The following is a 24,047-nucleotide window of genomic DNA, read 5'->3' as shown; positions in this document are numbered from 1 at the left end:
GGCGGCGGCCGCGGCAACGGCGTCGGTGAACCGGACGGTGCGACGCAGGTTCGCGCACCAGTACGCGGCGTCGAAGGCGGGCACCGTACGCGGGGAGTCCTCGACCGTGCCGTAGAAGCCGATCTCGGGTCGGCCCGGGTCGAGCTCGACGAGCTGCCTGGCGAGCTCGCCGAGCAGCGGGTCGACCTGCGGCGAGTGGGAGGCGACGTCGACCGCGACCGGGCGGGCCGGGATGCCGCGGGCGGTCCAGTGCGCGACGAGCTCGTCGATCCGGACGGCGGCTCCGGCGACGACCGTCGAGCCCGGCGCGGCCAGCACGGCCACCGAGACCTCCCGGTCGGCGCCGGTCGCGGCGAGATCGGCCTCCACCGCCCGCCGGTCGAGCCCGACGGTGGCCATCGCGCCGGCCCCGGCGATGCGGGTGAGCAGCCGCGACCGGCGGCAGATCACCCGGGCGCCGTCGGCGACGCTCAGCGCGCCTGCGACGACGGCCGCCGCGACCTCCCCCATGGAGTGCCCGATCACGGCGGCGGGCCGCACGCCGTGCGCCCGCCACAGCGCCGCCAGCCCGAGCTGCACGGCGAACAGCACCGGCTGGATGCGGTCGCAGCCCGCCAGCTCCTCGCCGGCCCGCAACGCGTCGAGGACCGACAACCCCGTCTCCGCCAGGATCAGCGGGTCGACCTCGGCGATGGCCGCGGCGAATGCCGGCTCCACGACCAGCAGGTCGCGGCCCATGCCGGCCCACTGCGACCCCTGCCCGGAGAACACCCAGACCGTGTCCCGCGGCACGCCGGCGCTGGCGGTGCCCGTCACCACGTTCGGCGCGGGGCGACCGGCGGCGAACGCGCGCAGGCCCGCGACCAGCTCCTCCCGAGAGGTGGCGACCACCCCGAGCCGGCCGCGTCCCGTCGCGCGCCGACGGGCCAGCGTGTAGGCGACGTCGCGCACCGCGCCGGCAACCGGGTCGGCGCCGGCAGCCAACCAGTCGGCGAGGCGGGTGGCGGCGGCCGGCAACACCTCGGCCGAGCCGGCCGGGACGACGACGACGTCCGGGCCGCCCGGCCCCGACGCGACGCGGGCCGCCCCCGGGTCGGTGGCGGACAGCGAGTCGGTGGCGGACAGCGGGTTGGTGGCGGACAGCGGGTCGGTGGCGGACAGCGGGTCGGTGGCGGACAGCGAGTCGGTGGCGGACAGCGGGTCGATGGCGGACGGCGGCGCCTGCGCGACGACGACGTGCGCGTTGGTGCCGGAGAATCCGAAGGAGGACACGGCCGCGACCCGACCCGTGTCCCGCACGGGCCACTCGACCAGGTCGGTGGNCATGAAGAACCGGGACTCGACGCTCGCGATCGCCGGGTTCCACTCGTGGAAGTGCAGGTTCGCCGGGATCTGTGCATGCTGCAGGCAGAGCACGACCTTGATCAGGCTGGCGACGCCCGAGGCGGGCTCGAGATGGCCGAGGTTCGTCTTCACCGATCCCAGGGCGCAACGCTGGGTTCCCGCGCCGTAGGCCCGCGACAGGGCCCTGAACTCGATCGGGTCGCCGACCGTCGTCCCGGTGCCGTGCGCCTCGACCAGGCCGACGTCCGCCGGGTCGACGCCGGCCCGGCGCAGCGCGGCCTTCGCCACGGCGTACTGCGCCTGCTCGGAGGGGACACTCAGCCCGTCGGTGCGGCCGTCCTGGTTCACCGCCGTGCCGCGGATCACCGCGAGCACCCGGTCGCCGTCGCGCCTGGCGTCGGCGAGGCGCTTGAGCACGACCAGGCCGGCGCCCTCGCCGCGGCCGAAGCCGTCGGCGGCGGCGTCGAAGGCGTGGCAGCGACTCGTCGGCGACAGCATGCTCATCCGGACCATCGACTTCGACGCCCGGGGAGAGAGCATCATGGCCACGCCCCCGGCGATCGCGACGTCGCACTCGCCGCCCGCCAGGCTGCGGCAGGCCAGGTGCACGCCGACGAGCGAGGAGGAGCAGGCCGTGTCCACCGTCAGGCACGGCCCGTGCAGGCCCAGCAGGTAGGCGATGCGGCCGCTGGCCACGCACGGCCCGTTGACGAGCAGCGACCCCTCCAGCTCCTCGGGCCGCCCGACGAGCCGCTCGGCGTAGTCAGAGCCGTTGAGCCCGATGAACACGCCGGTGGAGGTGCCGGCGAGCCGATCCGCCGGCAGGCCGGCGTGGTCGAACGCCTCCCAGGCCACCTCCAGCAGCAGCCGGTGCTGCGGGTCGAGCACGTCGGCCTCCCGCTGGGAGACGCCGAAGAAGTCCGCGTCGAAGCCGGCGATGTCGTCCAGGTAGCCGGCCTGGCGCGGCACCGACCGGCCGAGCGCCGTCAGGGTCGGGTCGAGGTACTCCTCGGCCACCCAGCGACCGGGCGGTGGCTCGCGGATGGCGTCGCGCCGGGCGACCAGCAGCTCCCACAAAGACGCCGGGGAGTCCACTCCCCCGGGCAACCGGCAGCCCATCCCGATCACCGCGATGCCGTCCTCGGCCGCACCGACCGCGGACGCCGGCTGCTCACCGGGCCGGGTGGCCACGTCAACACTCTGAACGGGTGCCTCGCTCATGACGGGTGCAGTTCCTTTCTTGACGGCTCTTGACGGCACATCCCGGCCTCGGGCGGCACACAGACATGGCGAAATCAGCGGAGCCGCGCCGGGCCCGTCGGGCCCGGCCACGATGGGCGGGGAGACGGGAGGGAACGGGAAGCACGGGGAGGGAACGGGAAATCAGGAAAGGGACGTCAGGTCGCGTCCGGAGAGCCCAGCAGGATCACGGCCTTGAGGCCGCCGATCTGGTAGGTGAAGCTGAGCGCGTAGTCGAAGTCGAGCGGACGCGGGCTCGTCCCCGGGATCGGGTCGAAGCTGAGGTCCGCCGCCGGCCGCTCGCAGCCGGCGGTGGGACACACCTCGCCCCTGGCGATCATCAGGGTCGTCAGGGCCGCGCCCAGCGCACCGGCCGGCGCGCCGCTGTGGCCGAAGCACGCCTCCTGGGAGCTGAGCAGCACCGCCGGCACCCTCGGCCCGTACAGCTCCCGTACGGCGTTGACCTCGATGTTCGTCACGTTGGGGTCACCGTCGCTGCCCCCGTTGATGTAGGGGATCTGGTCGATGCTCCACCGCTCGCCCAGGCAGCGCCGGACCCCGGTCACCAGAGCCGTTCCGGTGATGTCCACCGACAGCGGGCTGAACAGTCCGTCGCGGGTCGTGGCCTGCGCGAGCAGCCGCCCATGGGGACGGGCGCCGCGGCGTTCGGCATGGGCCCGGCTCTCCAGCACCACCGTCGCCGACCCCTCGCCGAACCCGACGCCGCCCGCCCGCTCGTCGTATGGGTGCATGGGGTGGTCGGTGGAGGGAAGCTGGTCCGGGACGAACCCAGGGGCGCCCGCCGGGCCGCCCCGCTCGGCGGCGAGGAAGATCCCCTGCCCTCGGCGGGCGAGATCCGCGTTGCCGGAGTCGACGCCGGTGACGACCGCCACCTCCACCTCACCGCTCTGGATCATGCGCAGCGCGTTCCCGAGCTGGATCGTCGAGGACGAACAGCCGCAGGTGACCGAGAAGCTCGGCCCGCGGGTGCGGGCGAGGGACGCCTGCAGCAGCGCGACGTCGTACGGGGTGACCCCAAGCTGGGTCTGGATGAAAATCCCGACGGCGGCGGCCGGGGTGAGTTCCTCGGGGCGCGCATCGATCAGATCCCGGTAGACGCGGACGTTGTCGTCGACGCTGCCGCGGCCGGTGAGGATGGCCGCCTCGGTGAGGTCGCCGGCGCGGAAGTCCAGCCCGCCGTCCTCGCATGCCTGGACGAACGAGACCAGTCCGAGCCGGTGCGATCGGGTGAGCTGCTGGCGGTAGAGCGCCGGGATGTCGGGCAGCCGGTCGTCGAACATCTCCTCGGTGAGCGCGACGGAGCCGTAGTGGATGTCACCCCGCGGCAGGCAGGAAACACCTTTCGACGCCACCGCCCAGACGTCGTCCGCGGTGAGGCAGGGGCGTTCGAGACCGGGCAGGCAGAATCCCATCCCGGTCAGCAGCACGTCTCGTTCCCTGGGCGCGGCGACAGGGCGATCACTGGCCATCGCGGTCACTNCAAGTGGTCAGGTCGGCAAGACGGGTGGTCAGGTCGGCAAGACGGGTGGTCCGGTCGGCAAGGCATGGGTCGCGGCGCGCACAGCGGCGCCGGGCGCGCAGGTTGGGACGCAACAGAAGCGGGAACCGTCCACACCGCGCCGGGCTGCCGGATCAGTGAGCGCGATGAATGGCTGATGGCCGGTGCCGGCGACGTGACTACGCCTGATGCGGCATTCCCTGGAAGGCGCCGCGCGGATGCCGGGCCCGAGAGGAGAGCAAGGCGACGGTTGATGGAGGAGGCGGGACGACCGCAGTCACGGAAACGGCCGATGAGGCCGCCAACACCTACCTTTGCGCGCGGCTCGGGCGCTGTCGCTGTTTAGGTCATTGTGGTCTGCCCGGCCCGATCCGGCGGCGGACGTCACGGCCGACGCCACAGGTACAGGTGGCGCGGCCGGCCGATGTGGCCGTAGCTCATCGTCCGGATCGCCAGGCGCTGCCCGGCCAGCCATTCGAGGTAACGCCGCGCCGTCACCCGAGACAGCCCGACGCCCCCGGCGACCTCGTCCGCGGACAACGGCCGCACCGCCCCGCGCAGGTAACCGACCACGGTGTCGAGCGTGGCGGCGGACAGCCCCTTGGGCAGCGTCACGCCGGAGCCGTCGGGTCGCAGCCGGGACAGGGCGAGGTCCACGTCACGTTGGCGGACGAGACCGCCGGGGCTGGCCGTGATCTGCCGCCGGAAGGCCGAGTACCGCTCCAGACAGTGCCGGAACGCCGTGGCGGTGAACGGCTTCACGACGTACTGGATGACGCCGTAGGACATCGCCGTCTGCACCATGGCCAGATCTCGGACGAGGGAGACGGCGATGATGTCGAGGGTCGAGCCGCGGGCACGCAGGGCCCGGCACACGTCCAGCCCGCTCATGTCCGGCAGGAAGAAATCCAACAGGATCAGGTCGAGCCGACCGTGCAGGGCGGGTGACAGCACCTGCTCTCCGCTGCGAGCCACCCCGCTGACGACGAACCCGGGGACGCTGTCGACATAGCCGCGCAGCCTGGCGGCGAGGACGGGGTCATCCTCCACTACCAACGTGTGGATCGGCTGGTCGGGCATGTTGTCACGCTCCGAAGGAATCCGCACGCGAAGGCCGGCCGAACACGAACGGGCCGCCGAAATTCGGCCATGATCGACCGGCTGTCCGACGCAACCCGGGCCGCGGGTTATCGGCGGCCGTCGACCATTCAGCGCCTGGTTCGGCGCCGACCCGGTACCCATCCGCAGTCACCGGTCCCACACCGTCCGGTCCGCCGGCGGAAGACAACCCGGCATCGCCCGAACCACAAAATCCCCGATGATGGATCCGATCGGGCCGGGGGCACCGCGGCCACATCCACCGCCATGTCCCCAGCCCGCCAGAGATCCAAGAAAGCCGCCGAACGCACCGCCGGCCATTTTCTCTCGGTACTACGGAACAGAGATCACCACTGCATCATGAGGGGATTTCCGCGGCACCGTCAAGAGCCGGCACACCAGACCGGCCGGGTTACCCGAAGAAGGCGACGGCCGGTGCCGACTACGCCCGCAACACCCGATACCGAACCAGGATTTGTAGACCGACGCGATTGGTCCGGGCATGCGGTAAGTGACGGTAGTATGCCGATGCAGACCGTTTTGACAGCCGACGGGGAGCGCCGGAGCCGTCCTGGATCACCCGGACGGGCGGCCCTCGATGCCCGCCGGAGACCATATGGTGAGATCCGCACGCACACCAAGATTCCCGGGGGCCCCATGAACCAGGTCGTCCGGAGCGGTCCCAGCGGAGCGGGCCACGCCGGCGCGCCGGGCGCGGAGGCGATCGTTGCCGGTGAAGCGATCGTCACCGGCGAGGCGGTCGCCATCGACCTGCGGGTGGCCAGGCTGGGGTCGCGGCTGGTGGCCGGGCTGATCGACCTGCTCGCCCAGCTCTACATCCTGTACGTACTCGGCGCCCTGGTCGTGCTCGTCGTGCGACCCGAGGACGACGCGCTGGTCGCCGCCATCTTTCTGCTGGTCTACCTCGCCATGGTGCTCGGCTACCCGGTGGCGTGCGAGACGCTGAGTCGCGGGCGGACCCTCGGCAAGATGGCGCTGGGCCTGCGGGTGGTTCGCGACGACGGCGGGCCCATCCGGTTCCGGCACGCCTTCACCCGGGGCCTCATCGGCGCGGTCGTCGAACGCCCCGGACCTCTGCTCGGCCTGCCCGCCATCATCAGCATGATCTCCTCCCGGCACAGCAAGCGCCTGGGCGACGTGTTCGCCGGGACGGTGGTGCTGCAGGTGAGCGTCCCGCGCACCGTCGGCGCCGCGCCGTTCGTGCCGCCGCCGCTGCTCGGGTGGGCGTCCCTGCTCGACCTGACCGGACTCGACGACGGCCTCGCCCTGCGCGCCCGCCAGTTCCTGAGCCGTTCGCACGCCCTGTCGCCGCAGGCGCTGGACCGCCTCGGGCGCGGCCTGGTCGACGAGGTGCGCGCGGTGGTCACGCCGCCGCCGCCCCCGGGCACGCCGGGGTGGGCCTACCTGTCGGCGGTGCTCGCCGAACGCACCCGCCGGGCCTACGCCAGGCTCGCCGCGCAGCGCCCGCTCGCGGCTCCCCCGGGCGTGGCTCCCCCGCGGGCCCCCTTCCCCCCGCCGCCGGGTGCCTCATGGACGGGCACCGGGTCGCCCACGCCCGGTCCGGGCGGCGCTTGGCCCAGGCAGGCACCCCCACTGAACGGTCGACCCCACTCCTGACATCAAATTGTCAGACTCGACACCCCGAGGTCGCTAAACCTCACATCATCGCGTCAGGATCCGTGCTCCCAGGAGCTCAGGTACTCCACCTGCGCCGGAGTCAGGGTGTCGATCTCGATGCCCATCGTCTCGATCTTCATCCGAGCGACGTCCTTGTCGATCGCGGTGGGGACGTCGTAGACGCCCGGAATGAGGTCCCGCCCAGCGGTGTGCAGCCACTCCGCGGTCAGCGCCTGGTCGGCGAAGGACATGTCCATCACCGCGGCGGGGTGCCCCTCGGCCGCGGCCAGGTTCACCAGGCGACCCTCGGCGAGCAGCAGCAGCCGGCGCCCGTCGGCGAGGACGTACTCGTCGGTCGAGGGCCGCACCCGACGCGGTACCTCGACAGCGAGCTCGGCGAGCGCGGTGATGTCGATCTCGATGTCGAAGTGGCCGGAGTTCGCCAGAATCGCGCCGTCGCGCATCACCGCGAAGTGCTCCCGACGCACGATGTCCCGGTTGCCGGTGACGGTGATGAACACGTCGCCGAGCCGGGCCGCCGCGCTCATCGGCATGACCTGGAAGCCGTCCATGGCCGCGTCCAGCGCCTTGGTCGGGTCGATCTCGGTCACGATCACCGCGGCGCCGAGACCCTTGGCCCGCGACGCCACCCCCCGGCCGCAGTAGCCGTAGCCGGCGACCACGACCGTACGGCCGGCCAGCAGCGTGTTCGTCGCCCGGAAGATCGCGTCCAGGGTCGACTGGCCGGTGCCGTAGCGGTTGTCGAACATGTGCTTGGTGTCGGTGTCGTTGACCGCGACCATGGGGAAGCGCAGGGCTCCGGCAGCGGCCATCTGCCGCAGCCGGATCACCCCGGTGGTCGTCTCCTCGCAGCCGCCGCGGACGCCGCCGAGCACGTCGGTGCGCTCGGTGTGCAGGATGTTGACCAGGTCACAGCCGTCGTCGAAGACATAGTGCGGCGCGGCGTCGAGGGCGGCGCCGATGTGGGCGTAGTAGCCGTCGCGGTCGATGCCGTTGCGGGCGAAGGTGGCGATGCCGTACTCGGCGACGAGCGCCGCGGCCGTGTCGTCCTGGGTGGACAGCGGGTTCGACGCGCACAGCGTGACCTGCGCGCCGCCGGCCGCCAGCGCCCGCATGAGGTTCGCCGACTCCGTGGTGACGTGCATGCAGGCCGCGATGCGCACCCCGGCGAAGGGGCGCTCGGCGGCGAAGCGCTCCCGGATCTGGCGCAGCACGGGCATCGCCCGGTCGGCCCAGTCGATCCGGGATCGCCCCTGCGCGGCGAGGGCCAGGTCAGCGACGTCGTGGCGCGGCAGCCCGGCGGCGTCGGGTCGGTCGGACGGGTCGGGCAGCAGCTCGGGAAGATCGGCCAGATCGGACATGGTGCTCCTGTCGTGGGATGAGACGCCGAAGCCGGAATGCCGTGGCTGGCGACGCCGTGACTGGGGATGCCGTGGCTGGGGATGCCGTGGCGGCGACTGGATTCACGGACGCCGCGTCGACAACTCGAACGATGACGAGCCCGCCGAGACGATGTCAAAGAACCTGACAGCCTGTTGTTAGAATCGGGGCCACAAGCGGCGCCTCGCCCGTACTCTTCGTCGCATGATCGGAACGACGTGAGAGGCCGGGAGGGTGCCGCCCCACCCCGCCGGGAGGACTCGTTCGTGCGGCACGTGCTGGAGCGACTACGTCAGCGGGTCCAGCTCCGGCCCGAGCAGCGGCTCCCCATCGCGCGGGCGGCGGCGGTGCTGGACACCACGCCGCGCATGCTGCGCTACCGCGAGTCGCTGGGCCTGCTCGTGCCCGCCCGCTCCCCCGGCGGTCACCGCGAGTACGGCGAGCGCGAGCTGCTCGCCGCCGCCTACGCCGACGAACTGGAGCGGCGCTACCACGTGAGCCCCAGCGACCTGGCCTTCGCCGTGCGGGTGCTGGCCGAGGCGGAGGTCGCCGCCGACGTCCGCCGACTCGGGCAGCTCACCCGGCGCATCCCGCCGTCCCCGCCGGTCGCCGCCCTCGACTTCGAGGCACAGAAGGGCCGCCGGCTGCTGCGCATGCCGGGCCCGGCCGGGCCCCCCGGATCCGGACCATCGGAACCCCACTCCCTTAACGGTCGCTAAACAATCCGAGGCGTACCGCACACACCTGGCCCGCCGGGTCGCCCGCGCGGGAAACGCTCGTCTACCGTTACCAGCGGTATCGGACCGTCCATGCCAACTGCCGTGAATCGGCGCCCGTCCGCAGCCAGGTTCGCTTCGCCCGAACTGTTCGGTCAGCCCGCGAGCACCCGGGTGCCGATGAGCGACCAAGCGCCGGGTCACGCATGCTGGTTGAGGTCCCACGAAGATCCCGGCGGTTCCGCCGGCCCACCGAGGGGGTGACGTCGACGTCTGGCGGACGGGAGTCGAGCACTCCATCCCGGCCCAGCCCGCCCGCACCGGCGGGTGGTTCGTCGCGAGGGGGATCCGCCGGGGTGCCGCCCCGCGCCGACGGCACGCCCCGCGGGGTCGCGGCCGAACGCGCCGCCACCCCGCCGAGATCGGCCACCCCGCCACGACCGGCGGCACCACCACGACCGGCGGCACCGCCACGACCGGCGGCACCGAAGTCGGGACCGGTGACGTCCAAGGACGGACCGGCGACGCCGGGATCGGCGGCGCCCACGGCGGAAGCAGCGACGCCTGGGGCGGGACCGGCAGGTAAGCCGAGACCAGCAGGTAAGGCGGGACCGGCAGGTAAGGCGAGACCAGCGGGTAAGGCAGGGCCGGCAGGTAAGACAGGGCCGGCAGGTAAGGCAGGGCCGGCCGCTGAGGCCGGAGTCCGCGCGAAGATCCGTGGCCGCACGGCGGCGCGTTCGGAGCCGGCCGAAACCGGTACGACCGCGGCCGCCACCGCGGCCGCGACGACTGTCAGCCCGGCAACCGGCACGGCCTCGGTGGCATCGACCGGCACCGCCATCCGCGGCCAGGACGGGCCCGCGAGCGGTCCGGACACCCTCGACTCCCAGGCGCCGGCCGGAGCCGCGCAGGGCGGCGGGCCGGGCGCCCGCACCCTGCCGCGGCCGCCGGTCGACCGGCGCCGCGTGCTGAAGAAGATGGCGCTGACGGCGAGCGCGCTCGGGGTGGTCGTCGCCCTGCTGTCGCTGCCGTTCGTGGGGGCGGTGGGCCTGTTCGCCAAGGGCAGCGCGGACCACTTCCTCGGGCTGCCGAGCGAGCTCGTCACCCCCCCGCTGCCGCAGAGCTCGACGATTCTCGCCTCCGACGGCTCGGTGATCGCGACGCTGCGGGGCGCCGAGAACCGCATCGTCGTCCCGGGCAGCGACATCCCGAAGATCATGCGGGAGGCGATCGTCTCCATCGAGGACGCCCGCTTCTACGAGCATGGCGGGGTCGACCCACAGGGCGTCCTGCGGGCGGCGCTGCGCAACAGCGAGGCCGGCGGGGTCGCCCAGGGCGGGTCGACGCTGACCCAGCAGTACGTCAAGAACGTGCTGCTGCAGAACGCCCGCACGACCCAGGAGCGTGAGGTGGCCGCCGGCGACTCACTGGACCGCAAGATCCAGGAGCTCCGCTATGCCCTCGACATCGAGAAGCGCTTCTCCAAGGACGAGATCCTGGAGCGCTACCTGAACATCGCCTACTTCGGCGACGGTGCGTACGGCGTCGGCACGGCCGCCGAGCACTACTTCGGGGTACCCATCTCCCAGGTCACCCTCGAGCAGGCGGCCCTGCTCGCCGGGCTGGTGCAGAGCCCGTCGCGGTACAACCCGGCCGCGCACCCGCAGGCGGCGCTGGTCCGGCGCAACACCGTGCTCGACAAGATGGCGGAGAACAACTACGTCTCGCCGACGCAGGCGGATGCGGCGAAGCAGATGCCCCTGAACGTGGTGCCGGCCCCGCCGCCGGCCGCGGACTCCTGCGAGACGTCGACCGCGCCGTTCTTCTGCGACTACGTCCGCTCGCAGTTGCGGGCCAGCCCGGCTCTCGGCACCACCGTGGAGGAACGCAACCGGCGCATCTACGAGGGCGGCCTGGTGATCCGCACCACCCTGGACCCGCTGGTCCAGCAGGCGGCGCAGGACGCGGTGAACTCGACGATCGCCCCGGACAACCGGGTGTCGGCGACCGAGGTGGTCATCCAACCGGGCACCGGCAACATCCTCGCGATGGCGGTCAACCGGGTGTACGGGTCGAACGCCGGACTGAACCAGACCGTGGTGCCGCTGCCCACGAACGCGACGTTCCAGCCCGGGTCGACGTTCAAGACGTTCGTGCTCGCCGCCGCCATGGAGCAGGGCTACGGCACGTCGACCGCCTTCTACTCGCCGGCCTGCTACGTCAGCCCGAAGTTCCCGCTCGACCGCGGTGAGGGCGACTGCGCCAAGGGCTTCTCGAACTCCGACCCGGCCGAGGCGGGCATCTACGACATCCCGCGCGGCACCTGGGACTCGGTGAACACCTTCTACGTGCAGCTCGCGGAGAAGACCGGCATCCCGGCGGTGATGGAGATGGCCAAGCGGCTCGGCGTCGTCCCGCCGAAGGCCGACAAGATCGGGCCGACGGACGGGGCGACCGCCATCGGCGGCGGCCAGTACATGTACGTCTCGCCGCTGCAGATGGCCGATGCCTACGCGACGATCGCCGGCGGCGGCCTGCGCTGCGCTCCGCGATTCGCCACCGGGGCCGTGGACTCCAGCAAGGACCCGATCGACGTCGCCCGCCCGCCGCAGTGCGAGCAGGTGCTGGCGAAGGGAGTCGCCGACACGGTGACCAGCGTGCTGGCCGGCGTTCCGATCAACGGCACCGGGACCAACGCCGCGATCGGCCGCCCGTCGGCCGGCAAGACCGGCACCACCGACGAGTTCTCCGCCGCCTGGTACGTCGGCTTCACCCCGCAGATGACCGCGGCGGTGTCCGTCGGCGACCCCACCGGCGCCGAGTCCCACCCGCTGCGCAACGTCGTCGCGGACGGCCGGACCTGGTCGCGGGTCTTCGGCGGTGACCTGCCGGCGATCATCTGGGGCAAGTCGATGCGGGCGGCGCTGGCCAACCAGCCGGTGGTCGCGCTGCCGGGCGCCGACCCGACGGTGGCCCACGGCACCAAGGGCGGCCTGCAGAACACCCCGCCGCCCCCGCCCGCGCCGACGCCGGGCCAGGGCCTCGGCGACATGCTCCAGAACCTCGGCCAGCAGGTCCTGCCCGGCGTGTTCGGCCAGCCGCAGGCCCGCAGCGCCCCGCTCGGCGGCCAGAACGGCACCCAGCAGGCGGTCCCGAACGGCCAGGACAACGGCGGCGGCCAGCCAGACGGCGGGGCCCAGAACGGGGGGCCCCAGAACGGCGGCGGCCAGAACGGCCAGAACCGGGGCGGCCGTTAGAGCGCGTATCCACTTGTGATCGGTGAGGTACGGGAATGTCCTGGCGGCGCACGTCGCGGTACGAGAAGGCAGGTAAGCCGGACGGCTCAGCGGGGGCCGGTGGCCTCCACGTCGAGCAGCAGGCGCGCGAGGCCGAGCACCGAGTTGACCGGCGCCCGCAGCTCGTGGCTGACGCTGCGCAGAGCAGCGGGTCGTGGCTGGCGACGCTCGGCCGGCGCGCCGGTCACCGATCCGAGCATCGGGCCCGTGACATTGGGCCGGATAGTCCGTCTACACAGGACGGATCAATGGGTACGAAACGGTCATTCTCCGCCGACCTGGCGGGACTACCGCCCCAGATCGCGGACGGTGGGCGCCTGGGTCGGGTCGATCCCGAGCGCCAGCGCCGCATACACGGCGGTGAAGTCGAACAGGCCGATCAGGGAGGCGAGCCGCTCCAGCGGGCCGGCCCCCTCGGCCCGCAGCTCGGTGACGCCGACCCCGCGCTCGGCGGCGACGGCGATGGCGGCCTCCGCCTGGCGGCCGACCTCGGACCGTTCCGCACCGGGGTCGCGCAGCAGGATCAGTCGCAGCCGGATCGACTCCTCCTCGTCCTCGATCCGGTCGCGGAAGAAGTCCTCCAGGTCGTCGCGGGCGCCCGTCCCGCCGGCGGTCAGACCGGCCCCGAACGGACCGTCGAACAACGCCACCTGATGGTGACCGGGATGCGGCAGGGCCCCGACGATCGCCGGGTACTTCGCGCTCGTCGCGAGCTGGGCGGCGGCATGCTCGGCCGCGACCGAGGTCACCGCCGAGGTGCCCCAGACGAGCGGCAGGGAGCCGGCCAGCTCCAGAGCCAGGGTCTTCGCCGGGTTGACGAAGGACTCGCTCGACGACCGGCAGCGGGTCGCCACCTCCTCCAGCCGGGCGGCGGCCGCCTCGACGGCGTCGGCGCCGAGCCGGACGATGCCCAGCTCCCGAACGGCGACGAGCAGCGGCACCGCCAGCGACCAGAGCATGGCCCGGGCCGGCCGCTGCCCGACGAGCGGGACGAACGGCGCCCCGGCGAGGGCGGCGAGGTGGGCCAGCGGAGTGTCCGGCGGCGCGACGACGCCGATCCGCGCACCGCGCCGGTCGGCCTCCTCCACCACGGAGCACGTCTCCGCCGAGGTGCCGGAGGCCGACACGGCGAGGACGACGTCGGACACGCCGACCCAACCCGGTAGGCCGTGGGCATGGTGGCCGATGACCGGGACGGGGCTCGCCGGCCCGGCGACGGCGGCCAGGACGCCGGCGGCCAGCGAGGAGCCGCCGACCCCGGCGACGAGGACCGCGCGCGGCCGCCCGTCGGCGCCCAGCCGCGCCACCCCCGCCTCCTCGGCGAGGATGACGCTCTGGCGCACCTGCAGGGCCGCCGAGGCGACGTGCGGCAGGAGGGCCGCGGCGTTGCCGGAGTCGATCCTGGCCGTGTCGTCGAGGATTGCCTCGTCGAGGTACACGCCGACGCCGCGGGGGGTCAGCTCGATGCCGACGCGGCCCGGCCGGAGAACGGCACGGCCTCGTCGAGCAGCATCACGGGAATGTCATCGCGGACCGGAAAGGCCAGGTCGCAGGCGAGGCAGACCAGCACAGGCGCGCCGTCCAGCTCATCGGGCCGCAGCTCCCCGTGCTTGCTGCACGGGCAGGCGAGGATCTCCAGCAGCAGCGGGTCGAGACTCATCAGGATTCCCTTCCGCCCCGGACGCGCGCGAGGACCTCGTCGCGCAGCCGGCGCATCGTGGCCTCATCGGGGCCCTCGACGTTGAGCCGCAGCAGCGGCTCGGTGTTGGACGGGCGCAGGTTGAACCAGGATCCGTCCGCGAACGAGACGGTCAGACCGTCGAGATGATCGATGTCGGTGGCGTGCGGGGCGTAGGCCTTCTCGACCGCCTGCGTCGCGGCGACGACATCCGCCACCTCCGAGTTGATCTCGCCGGAGGCGCTGTAGCGGACGTAGCCGGCGAGCAGCTCGGACAGCGGCCGCGGTTGGCCGCCCAGCGCGGCGAGCACGTGCAGCGCGGCGAGCATGCCGGAGTCCGCCCGCCAGAAGTCCCGGAAGTAGAAGTGGCCGGAGTGCTCGCCGCCGAAGATCGCGCCCGTTCGGGCCATCTCGGCCTTGATAAACGAGTGGCCGACGCGGGTGCGGACCGGGATGCCGCCACGCTCGGTGACGAGCTCGGGCACCCCCTTGCTGACGATGACGTTGTGGATGATCGTCCCACCCGGCTCGCGGGCAAGCTCACGGTCCGCCACCAGCGCCGTGATGACCGACGGAGAAACGATCTCTCCGCGCTCGTCGACGACGAAGCAGCGGTCGGCGTCGCCGTCGAAGGCAAGCCCGAGGTCGGCCCCGGAGGCGCGGACCGCGGCCTGCAGGTCGCGCAGGTTCGCCGGCTCGATCGGGTTGGCCTCGTGGTTGGGGAAGGAGCCGTCCAGCTCGAAGTAGAGCGGGACCACCGTCAGTGGCAGGCCGGCGAAGGTCGCCGGGACGGTCAGCCCGCCCATGCCGTTGCCGGCGTCGACCGCGACGGTGAGCGGCCGGATGTCGGACAGGTCGACCAGCGTGTGCAGGTGGCGCACGTAGTCGGCGAGGAGATCACTCGTGGTGACCGTACCGACGCGACCGGGGCCGGCGGGCACGCCCCGCTCGACCATCGCCCGGATCTCGGCGAGCCCGGTCTCCTGGCCGATCGGCGCCGCGCCCGCCCGGCACAGCTTGATGCCGTTGTACTTCGCCGGGTTGTGGGAGGCGGTGAACATCGCGCCGGGGATGTCGAGCGAGCCCGCGGCGAAGTAGAGCAGGTCCGTCGAGCCGAGGCCGGCGAGGACCACATCGGCGCCCTGGCCGGCCGCGCCCTCGGCGAAGGCTGCGGCGAGCGGGATGGACGACTCCCGCATGTCGTGGGCGGTGACGATCCGCTCCGCGTCGAGCAACCGGACGAACGCGGCGCCGGTCAGCCGGGCGATCTCGGCGTCGAACTCTGCCGGCACGACACCCCGGACGTCGTACGCCTTGAAGATCCGCGACAGGTCGCGCATCCGGTCCCCACCCTTCTCCCTGGTGTCCCCCGCACCGGGTGAATGGTCCCCCGGGCCTGCACGGCGCCACTGCGGCCGCACTCGGTTGACCATATCCGCCGGGTCCGACAGACCCGGGACCGCGTCCGGGGAAGCCCACGCGTGCCACACGCCGCCGACCACGCACCTCCGCGGCCGGCCCCCGACAGCCGCGCGGCCCCGGTCGGTTACGGGAGCGGCGGGCGGCCAGGCCCGCCGCTACCTCCCGGTCCCCGGTCGTCGGAGGTCACCGGCGCCGGGTCACCTCAGGAAGGGCTGGGCACCGCCCGCAGGTGACCGCGGCGACCCCCTGGAGGCGCCTGAGGCCCACCCTGGGGACCCTGGGGCGGCTCGGGACCACGCCGGGGGGCCTCGGGGCCGCGCCGGGAGGCCTCGCGCACGGCGTCCGCCAGCGCCTCCAGGTCATCCCCGGCCACCTCACGGCCACCCTCACGTGACGCTTCGGCCTCGAGCCGGACGACCGCCCAGCCGAGCGGCACGGTGAGCCGGTCGGCGTGCGGGCCGCACAGGTCGTACGAGTGCGGCTCGACGTACGGGGACAGCGGGCCCAGTACGGCTGTCGACTCGGCGTAGGCATACGTGAGCGTGGCGACCGCGGCTGCGGAACAGGCCGAGNGGGAGCAGCGCCGAGGCTTCACGTTCCGGACGGTAGCCCCCGGAACGGGCGACGGCCACCACCTATCGTCGTGTCGCGTGGCGCGAGGCTGAATCGTCACGCGTTGTCGACCATATCGTTGCACCGCGCGTCCGAACTCGCGCGCGGCAAGAGCATCCGGCACGGCATCGAGATCATCAAGATCGTGGAACCTCCTCGGGCTGGGAGGGGGATTCGGGGTCAGTCGCCGGATGGCGGGGTTGGCGCAGCGACCGGATCACGACGGCCGCCGGGACCGACACGGGCCCCTGCCACGAACGCTACGCTCACAGGGTGACCGAGCTCGAGCGGTTCCCGGCGGCGGCCCGGCCGATTCCCCCCCGTCGGCGCCGTGACCGGCGGGGCCGGGGCATCCGCGGGGCGCTGTTGCCGCCCGACGTGCCGGCCTACGCCACCCGCGGGGATCGCTTCGACGACTTCGTGCTGGACGCCGTCGAGCATCTCGACCACCGGTGGTCGGCGGAGCTGTCCGACGTCGAGTTCGCCGTCGAGGACGTGCCGCCGGTGGCGGTGACCGACGAGGAGATCCCGCTCGCCCGATTCCAGCCGGCCACCGGAAAGGGCCGCTCGGGCACCCCCCGCCGCATCGTGGTATATCGCCGGCCCATAGAGGCCAGGGCAGTGGACAGCGAGGACCTGGCCGAACTCGTGCTGGACGCGATCATCCACGAGGTGGCCGAGATGATGGGCGTCGATCCAGCCGTGATCGACCCGGAAGGCCACGGCTGGGGCGAGGAGGAGTAGCCCGACCGTCCACCGCCCGCACCGGGGCGGCGGCCAACCCCCGCCCCCACGGAGCACGCCCGTCCGAGGAGACCGTGACCAGCAATTCCGCGCCCACGCCGCCTGCCGGTGCCCCGTCCCCGCCCGCCGGCAAATTCTCCGGCGCGGGCCCACAGGTGCCGGCGGGGTTCCCCCGCCTGCTCGCGCTGCACGGGGCCGAGCAGCCCTATGCATGGGGGTCGGCGACCGCCATCCCCGAGCTGCTCGGCACCCCCGCCGCCGGCGGTCCGGTCGCGGAGCTGTGGCTCGGGACCCATCCCGTGGCGCCGGCGCTCGTCGAGGCGGACGGCGCCCGCCGCCCGGCCGCCGACCTCGTCGGCCCGCTGCCGTTCCTGCTCAAGGTTCTGGCGGCGGACAAGGCGCTGTCGTTGCAGGTGCATCCCGACCTGGCCCAGGCCGCCGCCGGCTTCGACGCGGACGACGCCGCCGGCCTCGCCGTCGACGATTCCCGCCGGCGCTACCGCGACCGCAACCACAAGCCCGAGCTCATCGTCGCCCTCTCCCCGTTCCGGGCGCTCGCGGGCGTCCGTGACCCGGCGCGCACCCTCACGGTCGCGCAGGGGCTGGGGGCACCGGCCCTCCTGGCCGCCTTCCGCCCCCTGGCCGACGATCCGGCCGCCGGGGCGGCCACGGTGCTGCGGACCCTGCTGACCATGCCCGCCGGCCCCGCCGGGGAGCTGATCGGCGCTCTCGTCGCGGCGGCCGACCGGCTACGCCGCGCGCGCGGCCGAGGCCCGGCCGGTGACGAGGCTGCCCTCGGCGACCGCGACGGCGGACCGGCTTCCCGGGACCCGGTGGACGGCGGCGGCGACGACGTCGCGCGGGCCGCGGACCTCATCGGGCGGCTCGCGGCGGCGCACCCGGGCGACGTGGGCATCGCGGCGGCGCTGCTGCTCAACGACGTGACGCTGCGCCCCGGGGAGGGCCTGTTCCAGCCGGCCCGGATGCTGCACGCCTACGTCGCCGGGCTCGGCATCGAGATCATGGCCACCTCCGACAACGTGCTGCGCGGCGGCCTGACCCCCAAGCACATCGACGTCGACGAGCTGCTGCGGATCTTCGATCCCACTCCGAGCGACGCGCCGATCCACAATCCCCGCACCGTCGCGGATTCTCCTGGCGGGCTGCTGCGCGGCTGGGACGTCCCCGTCGCCGACTTCGCCCTCACCGAGGCCGTCTGCACCGGCGGCAGCGTGCCGGTGGGGCGCCCGACGGTGCTGCTCGCGGTCGAGGGCCGGGTCGAGGTCACCGCTTCGGCCGACGACGGGACCGCCCTCGCCCCGCTGGAGCTGCGCCGCGGCGGATCGGTGCTGGTGGCGGGCCGAGCGGCGGTCACCCTGACCGGCACCGGCCGGGTCTTCCTCGCCGCGCCGGGCGCCCACCCCGCCTGACCGGACACCTGGCGGATCGGGGCTGATCGGCGGCTTTCGCCCGCCGAGGTCCGGCCCACCGGTGGCGGACCCCGCTCAGCGGTACGGCACCGCGGGATCCGCCACCGCCGGCAGGGCATCGAGCAGGCGTGGCGCGCCCCCCAGCGGGACGACCGCGGACAGGATCTTCGGCAGCACCAGCGGGGACGCGGCCGGCCTGGCGACGGGGGGACCGGTGGGGGGCGTGTCCCACGGCGGCACCGCGGGCGGGACAGGCGGCTGCGCGGTACCCAGCCCGGACGGGTCCGGCGCCTGCGCGGCGCCGACGACCGCCGTCGCGACCAGCGGGCCGCCGATCGCGACGAGGCGCCCCCCGGCCGGGCCCGACGGTCCGCGGACCAGGGCCACCGTGCCGGCCCCCAGCCGCACGGGATCACCGTCGAGCCAGGCCGTCACGGGCCCCGCCGGCGCGGCGAGCACGACGGCTCCGGCGGCTCCCACCGGCGGCGCTGGCACGTCGACCGCCGCGTCGGGCGCGGTGCCGGCGCCGGCGGTGGGTCCGGTCGGGTCGGACAGCCCGACGCCCTGGCCGAACGCGTCCAGGCCGCGGCGTCCCGACGAGGCGCCGAGCCGGACGGCGCCGGCCCAGGTCGACACCCCCGGCCAACCCGAGGCCACGCCCAGCTCGGCAACCACCGCGGCCGCGCCGGCGGTCGACTCGACGAGGACCGCCGACGCCCCGCCCGGCGGCAACGGCACCGGCAGGGTGATCGCGCCGGTAGCCGGCACCCGCACCGCCTCCAGGCCGACCGGGGTGTGCCGGCCGGCCGCGGTCAGCACGCTGACGCACACGGTGGCCTCCCTGTCGGGCGCGGCAAGCACCAGGCGCGCCGCCGGGCCCGGCGGTCCCGCCGGGACGAGCACCCCGCCGAGCAGCAGCCGGCGGGCGGGCGGGGCGGTCACCGGCACCAGCCGGGGTGCGGTGAAGGGGCCACCGAGGCTCGACCGGTCCACCATCCAGGCGAGCACCCGGCCGGAACGCACCTCGACGTCGAGCGCCGTCACGGCGGCCTCCGGGGCAAGCGCGGCGAGCCGGCGGGTCACCGCCTGCCCGGGCGGCACGGAGATGTCCTGCGGTGGGCTGGCCGTGCCATCGGTGAACACCCGTACGCCGACCTGGGCGGGCTGGTCGGCCAGATTCGACAGGATCACGATCGGGTCGCGGCCGGCGGTCGTCGACGGCCCGGCGAACCAGCTCCGGACCCGCGGCGGGAGGCAGCGCGCCCGCGCCGGGCCCGCGCCGTCGCCGACTCCCGTGACGATCGCGGACAACCCGGCCGCCGAAGCGCCCTGGGCGGACACGAGCACCGAGCCGCGGCCGCCCCTCGCCGCGGAGGGTGGCTGGGTCAGCGCCGCGCCACCGAAGCGGGTGCGCAGCTCGGCGGCCCGAGTGGCGACCCGTACCCGGCCGCCGGCCGTCCCCGCGGTGCGTACGGCGAGGTCGAGGGGGCCGGCCAGCACGGGATCACGGGCACCCGAAGGCGTCGTCGTCAGATCCGGGCAGGCCAGCAGCGCGGCCGACACGGGCCAGCTCTCGGCCGGCGCGGGACTGGCGCCCTCGTCGGCGAGGAAGGCTCCGCCGAGGCCGACGACGGCGACCGACACGAGCACCCGCGCGGCGGCGCGGCGGCGCAGCGGCGACCTCGTCGCCGCGGGCCGTCCGGATGCGGTCGTCACGGCGCCTCCCCCACCGATCCCGAGCCGCCCGCCGACCCGCTGCCGGCCCGGGCGGCACGTCCGACATCACGCCCGCAGGAGCCATCGGCTGGCGGTGGGAGCCCGCCGGGGCCGCCGGGATCAGCTCCGGCGGCCGAGGAACGGGCCCAGGCCGACCCGTCCCGGGGTCCGCGCTGGGGGCCGATCTCACGCCCGGACGGGCCATCGGTGGGTGACGCATCGGTGTCATCCGGGGTGCGGCGCGGCCGGCGTGCGGCCGGGATACCCAGCCGTACCGGGATACCCAGCAGTACCGGGATACCCAGCAGCAGCAGTGCGCCGAGCGCCGCGGCCTGCACGAGCGCCAGCTCGGGTCCGCGGCCGTCGTCGCGGTGCAGCCGAACCGTGCCGCCCTCGGCGGGCAGTCGGAAGCCGGCCGCCCAGCCCCAGGCGGCGAACGGCCGCAGCGGCCGGCCGTTCAGCCACGCGCGCCACCCGGTCCCGGCCGGGACCGCGAGGACCAGGTCCCGTCGCGGGGACCGGGTGGCGCCGGGCAGGGCCGCGACGTGCCCGTCGGACGGCAGCCGGCGGGCACTGGTCGGCGCCGCGGGCAGGGGCTCGATCGCCGGGGATTCGATCGCCAGGGGTATCGCCATCCCCGGCGACGTGGCGCCCCCGGCGGAGGCGGGACCGCGAGCAGTCCTCGCGTCCGGGGGCGCGGGATCAGGCGACGCGGGCTCGGACGACGCGGGCTCGGACGACGCGGGCTCGGACGACGCGGGCTCGGACGACGCGGGCTCGGACGACGCGGGCTCGGACGACGCGGGCTCGGACGACGCGGGCTCGGACGACGCGGGCTCGGACGACGCGCCGTCCCGGCGGGAGGGGCCCGAGGGAGCGGGATCGCGAGGAGCAGTCTCCGGCTGCAGGTCCGAGTCCATGACGAAGGCCGGCGGGCCGGCGGTAGCGGCCAGGTGGGACGCCCGTGCCGGCCCCGTCTGGTCGGGGACCACGGGGCGCCAGAGCAGCACTCCCGGTCGGCCCCGGCCCCGCATCAGCGACGGGGTCGCGTCGAGGCGGGTGACGAGGTCCGCCGGCGCGGCCACGGCGGGGACGGCGATCGCGGTGACGCCGAGCAGCGGCAACCAGCCGGCCGACTGGTCACCGCCGACCGCGAGATCGGCGACGACGTCGCCGAGGAAGGCGGCGGCCCGCCGGGGCGGGCGGGCCTGACCGGCCGGGAAGCGGGGCCCGCCGGCCGCGGCGAGGGTGTACCGGATCAGGCCGGACCGGTCGGACCGGTACAGGACGAGAAGGCGGGAACCGGCGGGCGCGGTCCGGGTCTCGGCCTGGACCGCCCGCGCCACCGCCGACGCGCCGGTGCCCGACCAGGGGGCTGCGGCGCCGGTGACACCCGCGACCGCCCCCCCGGCGTCACCGACGCCCCCGACCTGGTCCAGGGGATCGGCCTGGTCCGCGGGAGTGGCGGAGTCCCGGCCCCAGGCGGTCGGGCTGGCGTGCCATCCCTGGCCGGCGACGAGATGACCGGCGGCGAGCGCGGCGGCCCCGGCGAGGACCAGCGCCGTCACCGGGAGTGCGACGATCCGGGCCAGCCGGCCGGTGCCCGGTGCCGCTCCGGACCTGGGAGTTCTCCGGCCGCGCCGCGCGCCGCGGACCGGGCGGCACGCGCCCGCCGCCGCGATCAGTGCGCCGGCGAGGACGAGACCGTACTGCGGGCCGACCCACCAGCCCTCGCCGCCGGCGACTCGCTGGTCGGCGTCCCCGGCCAGGCGCGGGGTGAGCAGCACGGCGAGCAGGCCCAGCGCTGCCAGCGACCAGCCGACCCGGCCAGGCCGCCCCGCCCCGCCCCCGCCGGACCACCGGCCCAGCAGCCAGCAGGCCAGGCAAGCGACCAGGAATCCGACCACAGCGGCCTTCGGGCGCTCCCCCGCACCCGCCACCAGCGCCACGGAGGCCTGGGGGAACCGGGCCAGCGCCGCCGCCGGCTCGGCACGGATCCCCGCGCCCCCCGCGTGCAGCGTCGGGATCAACGGGATGATCGTCGCCGGGAGCCCGGCGGCGACGTCGAGCAGCCGCCGCCTGGCCGTGAGCAGCGCCGCGGTCGGCAGGGCGATCCATACCAGCGGCGCCGTCGACGGGGCGCAGGCGACGAAGCCGACCAGGCAGACGGCCAGCATCCAGACGGCGCGCAGGCGCCCGCCGGCCGGACCCGCCCGGCCGCGCAGCGCCGAGTCGGTGGCGGCAAGCACGACCGGCAGCAGGATCAGCGCGCCGACGGTGTCGCCGCGGCCGGCGGCGACCGCGCCGGTCATCGCCGGGCTCGCCCCGTAGGCCGCGGCGAGCCCGAAGCGGGCGGCCGGGCGGGGACCGAGACGGGCAAGCGCCCGGTGAGCCGTCAGCCCGGCAAGCGCCGGCCCGGCGGCGAGCAGGAGCCAGCCCGCCGCCCCGGGCCGGCCACCGAGCAGGCTCGCGACGGCGGCGAGCAGCGCGGTCCAGGGCGGGGGCGGCCCCGCGCCGTCGAGCGGGGCGCCGGCGGTGCCGACCCGACCGGACCAGACCGCCGTCCACAGGTCGTGGGCCCCGGCAGGCAGCGGCAGGCCCGCGCCGAGCACATCCGCCGGCATCCCGCGCATCGCGACGAGACCGACGACGCCGAGCAGGGCCGTGAGCAGGACCGCCGCCCGGGTAGATCGCCGGCCGGATGGGGCAGCCGCCAGGACGCCGCCCCCGGCCGGGCCGCTGCGGCGCACCTCGACCTCGCCGGCCCCGATCTCGCCGGCCCCGATCTCGCCGGCCCCGACACCCGGGGCCAACCGGGCATCCGCCCGGCGGCGCAGCCGGGCGGGAAACAGGGTGCGGATGGCGTGATGCGACACGGCGCGGGTACACGCGGCGCGCCGGCGCATCCGTGCCAGCAGGCGCGGCCGGCCCAGCACGGCGAAGGGCAGGGCGATCTCGGTGGCCGCCGCCCGAAGGCGCCCTCGCGCCAGCAGGCCCAGCGCCCGCGGGAGTGCCCCGACCAGGATGGCTGCGGCGGCCCCCGGCAGCAGCGGTCGCGCCGTGTTCGCCAGGCGGACCCGAAGCGCGCCGACGCGGTCCGCCGGCGCCCAGGCCTGCCTGTCCCGCCGGCCCCGCCCCGACCGACTCCCGGGCCCGGCCGACGCGATGGCAGCCGGGCCAGGGACCTCGGCGGGGACGACGACCTCGGCGGGGACGGTCATCGTCGCCATGGGCACGACGACGACCCGCAGCCCGGCGCGGGCGGCCCGCCAGCCGAGGTCGATGTCGTGACCGCCGTCGAGCTCGGGGTCGAAGCCGTCGAGCAGCCGCCAGGCGGCCGCCCGGACGAGCATGCCGGAGCAGGCCACGGTGAGCACGTCGCGCACCCCGTCGTGCTGGCCCCGGTCGATCTCGCCCGGCCGCACACCGGTGTGCCGGCGGCCCGCGCGGTCGACGCTCACTCCCGCCTCCAGCAGGAGCGGCGCCGATGGCGACCCGGTCGGCGACGGCGCCGAGCGGCCGGCGCGGAGTTTGGGACCGAGCACGGCGGCACCGGGGTCGAGGCGCGCGCAGGCCAGCAGGGTGCGCAGGGCGTCGGGGGCGGGTAGGGCGCCGTCGTCGAGCAGCCAGACGTAGCCGTCCCGCGGCGGCCCGCCGAGGCGGGCCAGGCCCGCAGCCACCGCCACTCCGAAGCGGGTGCCGGCGGCCAGGTGGACCACCGTCGACCGACCGGGGCGGGGTTGCTCCGGTCGGTCGGCTGCCCCGGCCGTCGACGGCGCGCCGGTCCCGTCACCAGAGATGAGCGCGGGATCCGCGTCCGTCTCGGCCGGGGATGCGCCGCGCGGCCGGGGGAGACGGACGGCGGCCCACGGGGTGGCGTCAACCGGGCGAGCGGCGTCGGCCGGGCGAGCGGCGTCGACCGGAGGGGCAGCCGCGGCCGAAGGGGCCGCGGCGGCAGGAGCGACCGAGCGGGGGACGTCGGCACCGCCGCCGATGCGGACCTCGACGACCTGCAGGTCGAGGGCCTGATCGGGCGGCGGCGCCTGCGTGGACACCGCCGACCGCAGGGCCTGCGCGGTGCCCGGCCGCCGGCCGTGCACGCAGACGACCACGACCCGCGACGTCACCGTCGACGGGCGCGGTCCGGGCGGAGCCGCGAGGGCGCGCGGCGCGGCCGGGCCGCCTGCACCCCGC

Annotated in this window: 15 protein-coding genes and 3 pseudogenes; 5 read left to right on the top strand and 13 right to left on the bottom strand. The window is 75.0% G+C overall.

Annotated features, from left to right (window positions below):
* The 4 genes and pseudogenes from UK82_RS42410 to UK82_RS07055 all read right to left on the bottom strand — a co-directional run.
* Positions 1-1,322, bottom strand: a pseudogene (locus UK82_RS42410) (acyltransferase domain-containing protein); the annotation flags it as partial.
* 1 nt (position 1,323) lies between these two features.
* The coding region (locus UK82_RS36330; protein WP_236705604.1) for a polyketide synthase at positions 1,324-2,565 on the bottom strand (1,242 nt) is incomplete at its 3' end.
* 176 nt (positions 2,566-2,741) lie between these two features.
* A complete protein-coding gene (locus UK82_RS07060; RefSeq protein WP_055406754.1) occupies positions 2,742-4,073 on the bottom strand; it encodes a beta-ketoacyl synthase N-terminal-like domain-containing protein in 1,332 nt (443 codons plus the stop codon).
* Between the two features lie 413 nt (positions 4,074-4,486).
* Positions 4,487-5,182 (bottom strand): response regulator, encoded by a 696-nt coding sequence (locus UK82_RS07055; protein WP_055406753.1) that lies wholly within the window; start codon positions 5,180-5,182, stop codon positions 4,487-4,489.
* 675 nt (positions 5,183-5,857) lie between these two features.
* Between UK82_RS07055 and UK82_RS07050 the strand changes: the two genes are divergently transcribed.
* Positions 5,858-6,838: an RDD family protein gene (locus UK82_RS07050; RefSeq protein WP_055406664.1), complete on the top strand. Its 981-nt coding sequence runs from the start codon at positions 5,858-5,860 to the stop codon at positions 6,836-6,838.
* Between the two features lie 53 nt (positions 6,839-6,891).
* Here UK82_RS07050 and ahcY read toward each other — a convergent pair whose 3' ends face one another.
* On the bottom strand, positions 6,892-8,220 hold the full coding sequence (gene ahcY / locus UK82_RS07045; protein ID WP_199865361.1) for an adenosylhomocysteinase: 1,329 nt from the start codon (positions 8,218-8,220) through the stop codon (positions 6,892-6,894).
* Between the two features lie 237 nt (positions 8,221-8,457).
* On the opposite strand from ahcY, the gene UK82_RS07040 reads away from it, so the two are divergent.
* Together UK82_RS07040 and UK82_RS07035 are read left to right on the top strand one after the other, a co-directional pair.
* Positions 8,458-8,958, top strand: coding sequence for a MerR family transcriptional regulator (locus UK82_RS07040; RefSeq protein WP_063897443.1), 501 nt, complete (start codon positions 8,458-8,460; stop codon positions 8,956-8,958).
* Between the two features lie 203 nt (positions 8,959-9,161).
* Positions 9,162-12,212: a transglycosylase domain-containing protein gene (locus tag UK82_RS07035; RefSeq protein ID WP_055406663.1), complete on the top strand. Its 3,051-nt coding sequence runs from the start codon at positions 9,162-9,164 to the stop codon at positions 12,210-12,212.
* 86 nt (positions 12,213-12,298) lie between these two features.
* On the opposite strand, the gene UK82_RS33530 is transcribed toward UK82_RS07035, so the two are convergent.
* The 6 genes and pseudogenes from UK82_RS33530 to UK82_RS41975 form a co-directional block, all read right to left on the bottom strand.
* Positions 12,299-12,439, bottom strand: a complete 141-nt coding sequence (locus tag UK82_RS33530) for a hypothetical protein (RefSeq protein WP_157866942.1) — start codon at positions 12,437-12,439, stop codon at positions 12,299-12,301.
* 99 nt (positions 12,440-12,538) lie between these two features.
* Positions 12,539-13,690, bottom strand: a complete 1,152-nt coding sequence (locus UK82_RS07030; protein ID WP_044884624.1) for an SIS domain-containing protein — start codon at positions 13,688-13,690, stop codon at positions 12,539-12,541.
* Between the two features lie 17 nt (positions 13,691-13,707).
* Positions 13,708-13,911, bottom strand: coding sequence for a Trm112 family protein (locus UK82_RS07025; protein WP_044884625.1), 204 nt, complete (start codon positions 13,909-13,911; stop codon positions 13,708-13,710).
* Complete coding sequence (locus UK82_RS07020; protein WP_044884626.1) at positions 13,911-15,269, bottom strand: phosphomannomutase/phosphoglucomutase; 1,359 nt, start codon at positions 15,267-15,269, stop codon at positions 13,911-13,913. Before UK82_RS07020 ends, UK82_RS07025 begins: the two co-directional genes overlap by 1 nt.
* 284 nt (positions 15,270-15,553) lie before the next feature.
* Positions 15,554-15,923 (bottom strand): annotated as a pseudogene (locus UK82_RS31060) (DUF3499 domain-containing protein); the annotation flags it as partial.
* 1 nt (position 15,924) lies between these two features.
* Positions 15,925-16,024: pseudogene (locus tag UK82_RS41975) on the bottom strand (DUF3499 domain-containing protein); the annotation flags it as partial.
* 290 nt (positions 16,025-16,314) lie between these two features.
* Between UK82_RS41975 and UK82_RS07015 the strand changes: the two are divergent.
* Together UK82_RS07015 and UK82_RS07010 are read left to right on the top strand one after the other, a co-directional pair.
* Entirely contained in the window at positions 16,315-16,707 is a 393-nt protein-coding gene (locus UK82_RS07015) for a metallopeptidase family protein (RefSeq protein WP_044884664.1), read from the top strand.
* Between the two features lie 74 nt (positions 16,708-16,781).
* Positions 16,782-18,137, top strand: a complete 1,356-nt coding sequence (locus UK82_RS07010; RefSeq protein WP_055406662.1) for a type I phosphomannose isomerase catalytic subunit — start codon at positions 16,782-16,784, stop codon at positions 18,135-18,137.
* A 75-nt stretch (positions 18,138-18,212) separates the two neighbouring features.
* On the opposite strand, the gene UK82_RS07005 is transcribed toward UK82_RS07010, so the two are convergent.
* Positions 18,213-19,853 (bottom strand): DUF5719 family protein, encoded by a 1,641-nt coding sequence (locus UK82_RS07005; RefSeq protein ID WP_044884628.1) that lies wholly within the window; start codon positions 19,851-19,853, stop codon positions 18,213-18,215.
* Positions 19,850-23,980 (bottom strand): glycosyltransferase, encoded by a 4,131-nt coding sequence (locus UK82_RS41825; RefSeq protein WP_304438036.1) that lies wholly within the window; start codon positions 23,978-23,980, stop codon positions 19,850-19,852. The genes UK82_RS07005 and UK82_RS41825 overlap by 4 nt, the downstream gene beginning before the upstream one ends.
* Positions 23,981-24,047: the final 67 nt, after the last annotated feature.

Origin of the sequence: Frankia sp. ACN1ag, assembly GCF_001414035.1 — a bacterium.
GTDB lineage: Bacteria > Actinomycetota > Actinomycetes > Frankiales > Frankiaceae > Frankia > Frankia torreyi.
The sequence above is the reverse complement of the archived record's forward strand: the minus strand, read 5'-3'. Positions and strand labels throughout refer to the sequence as shown.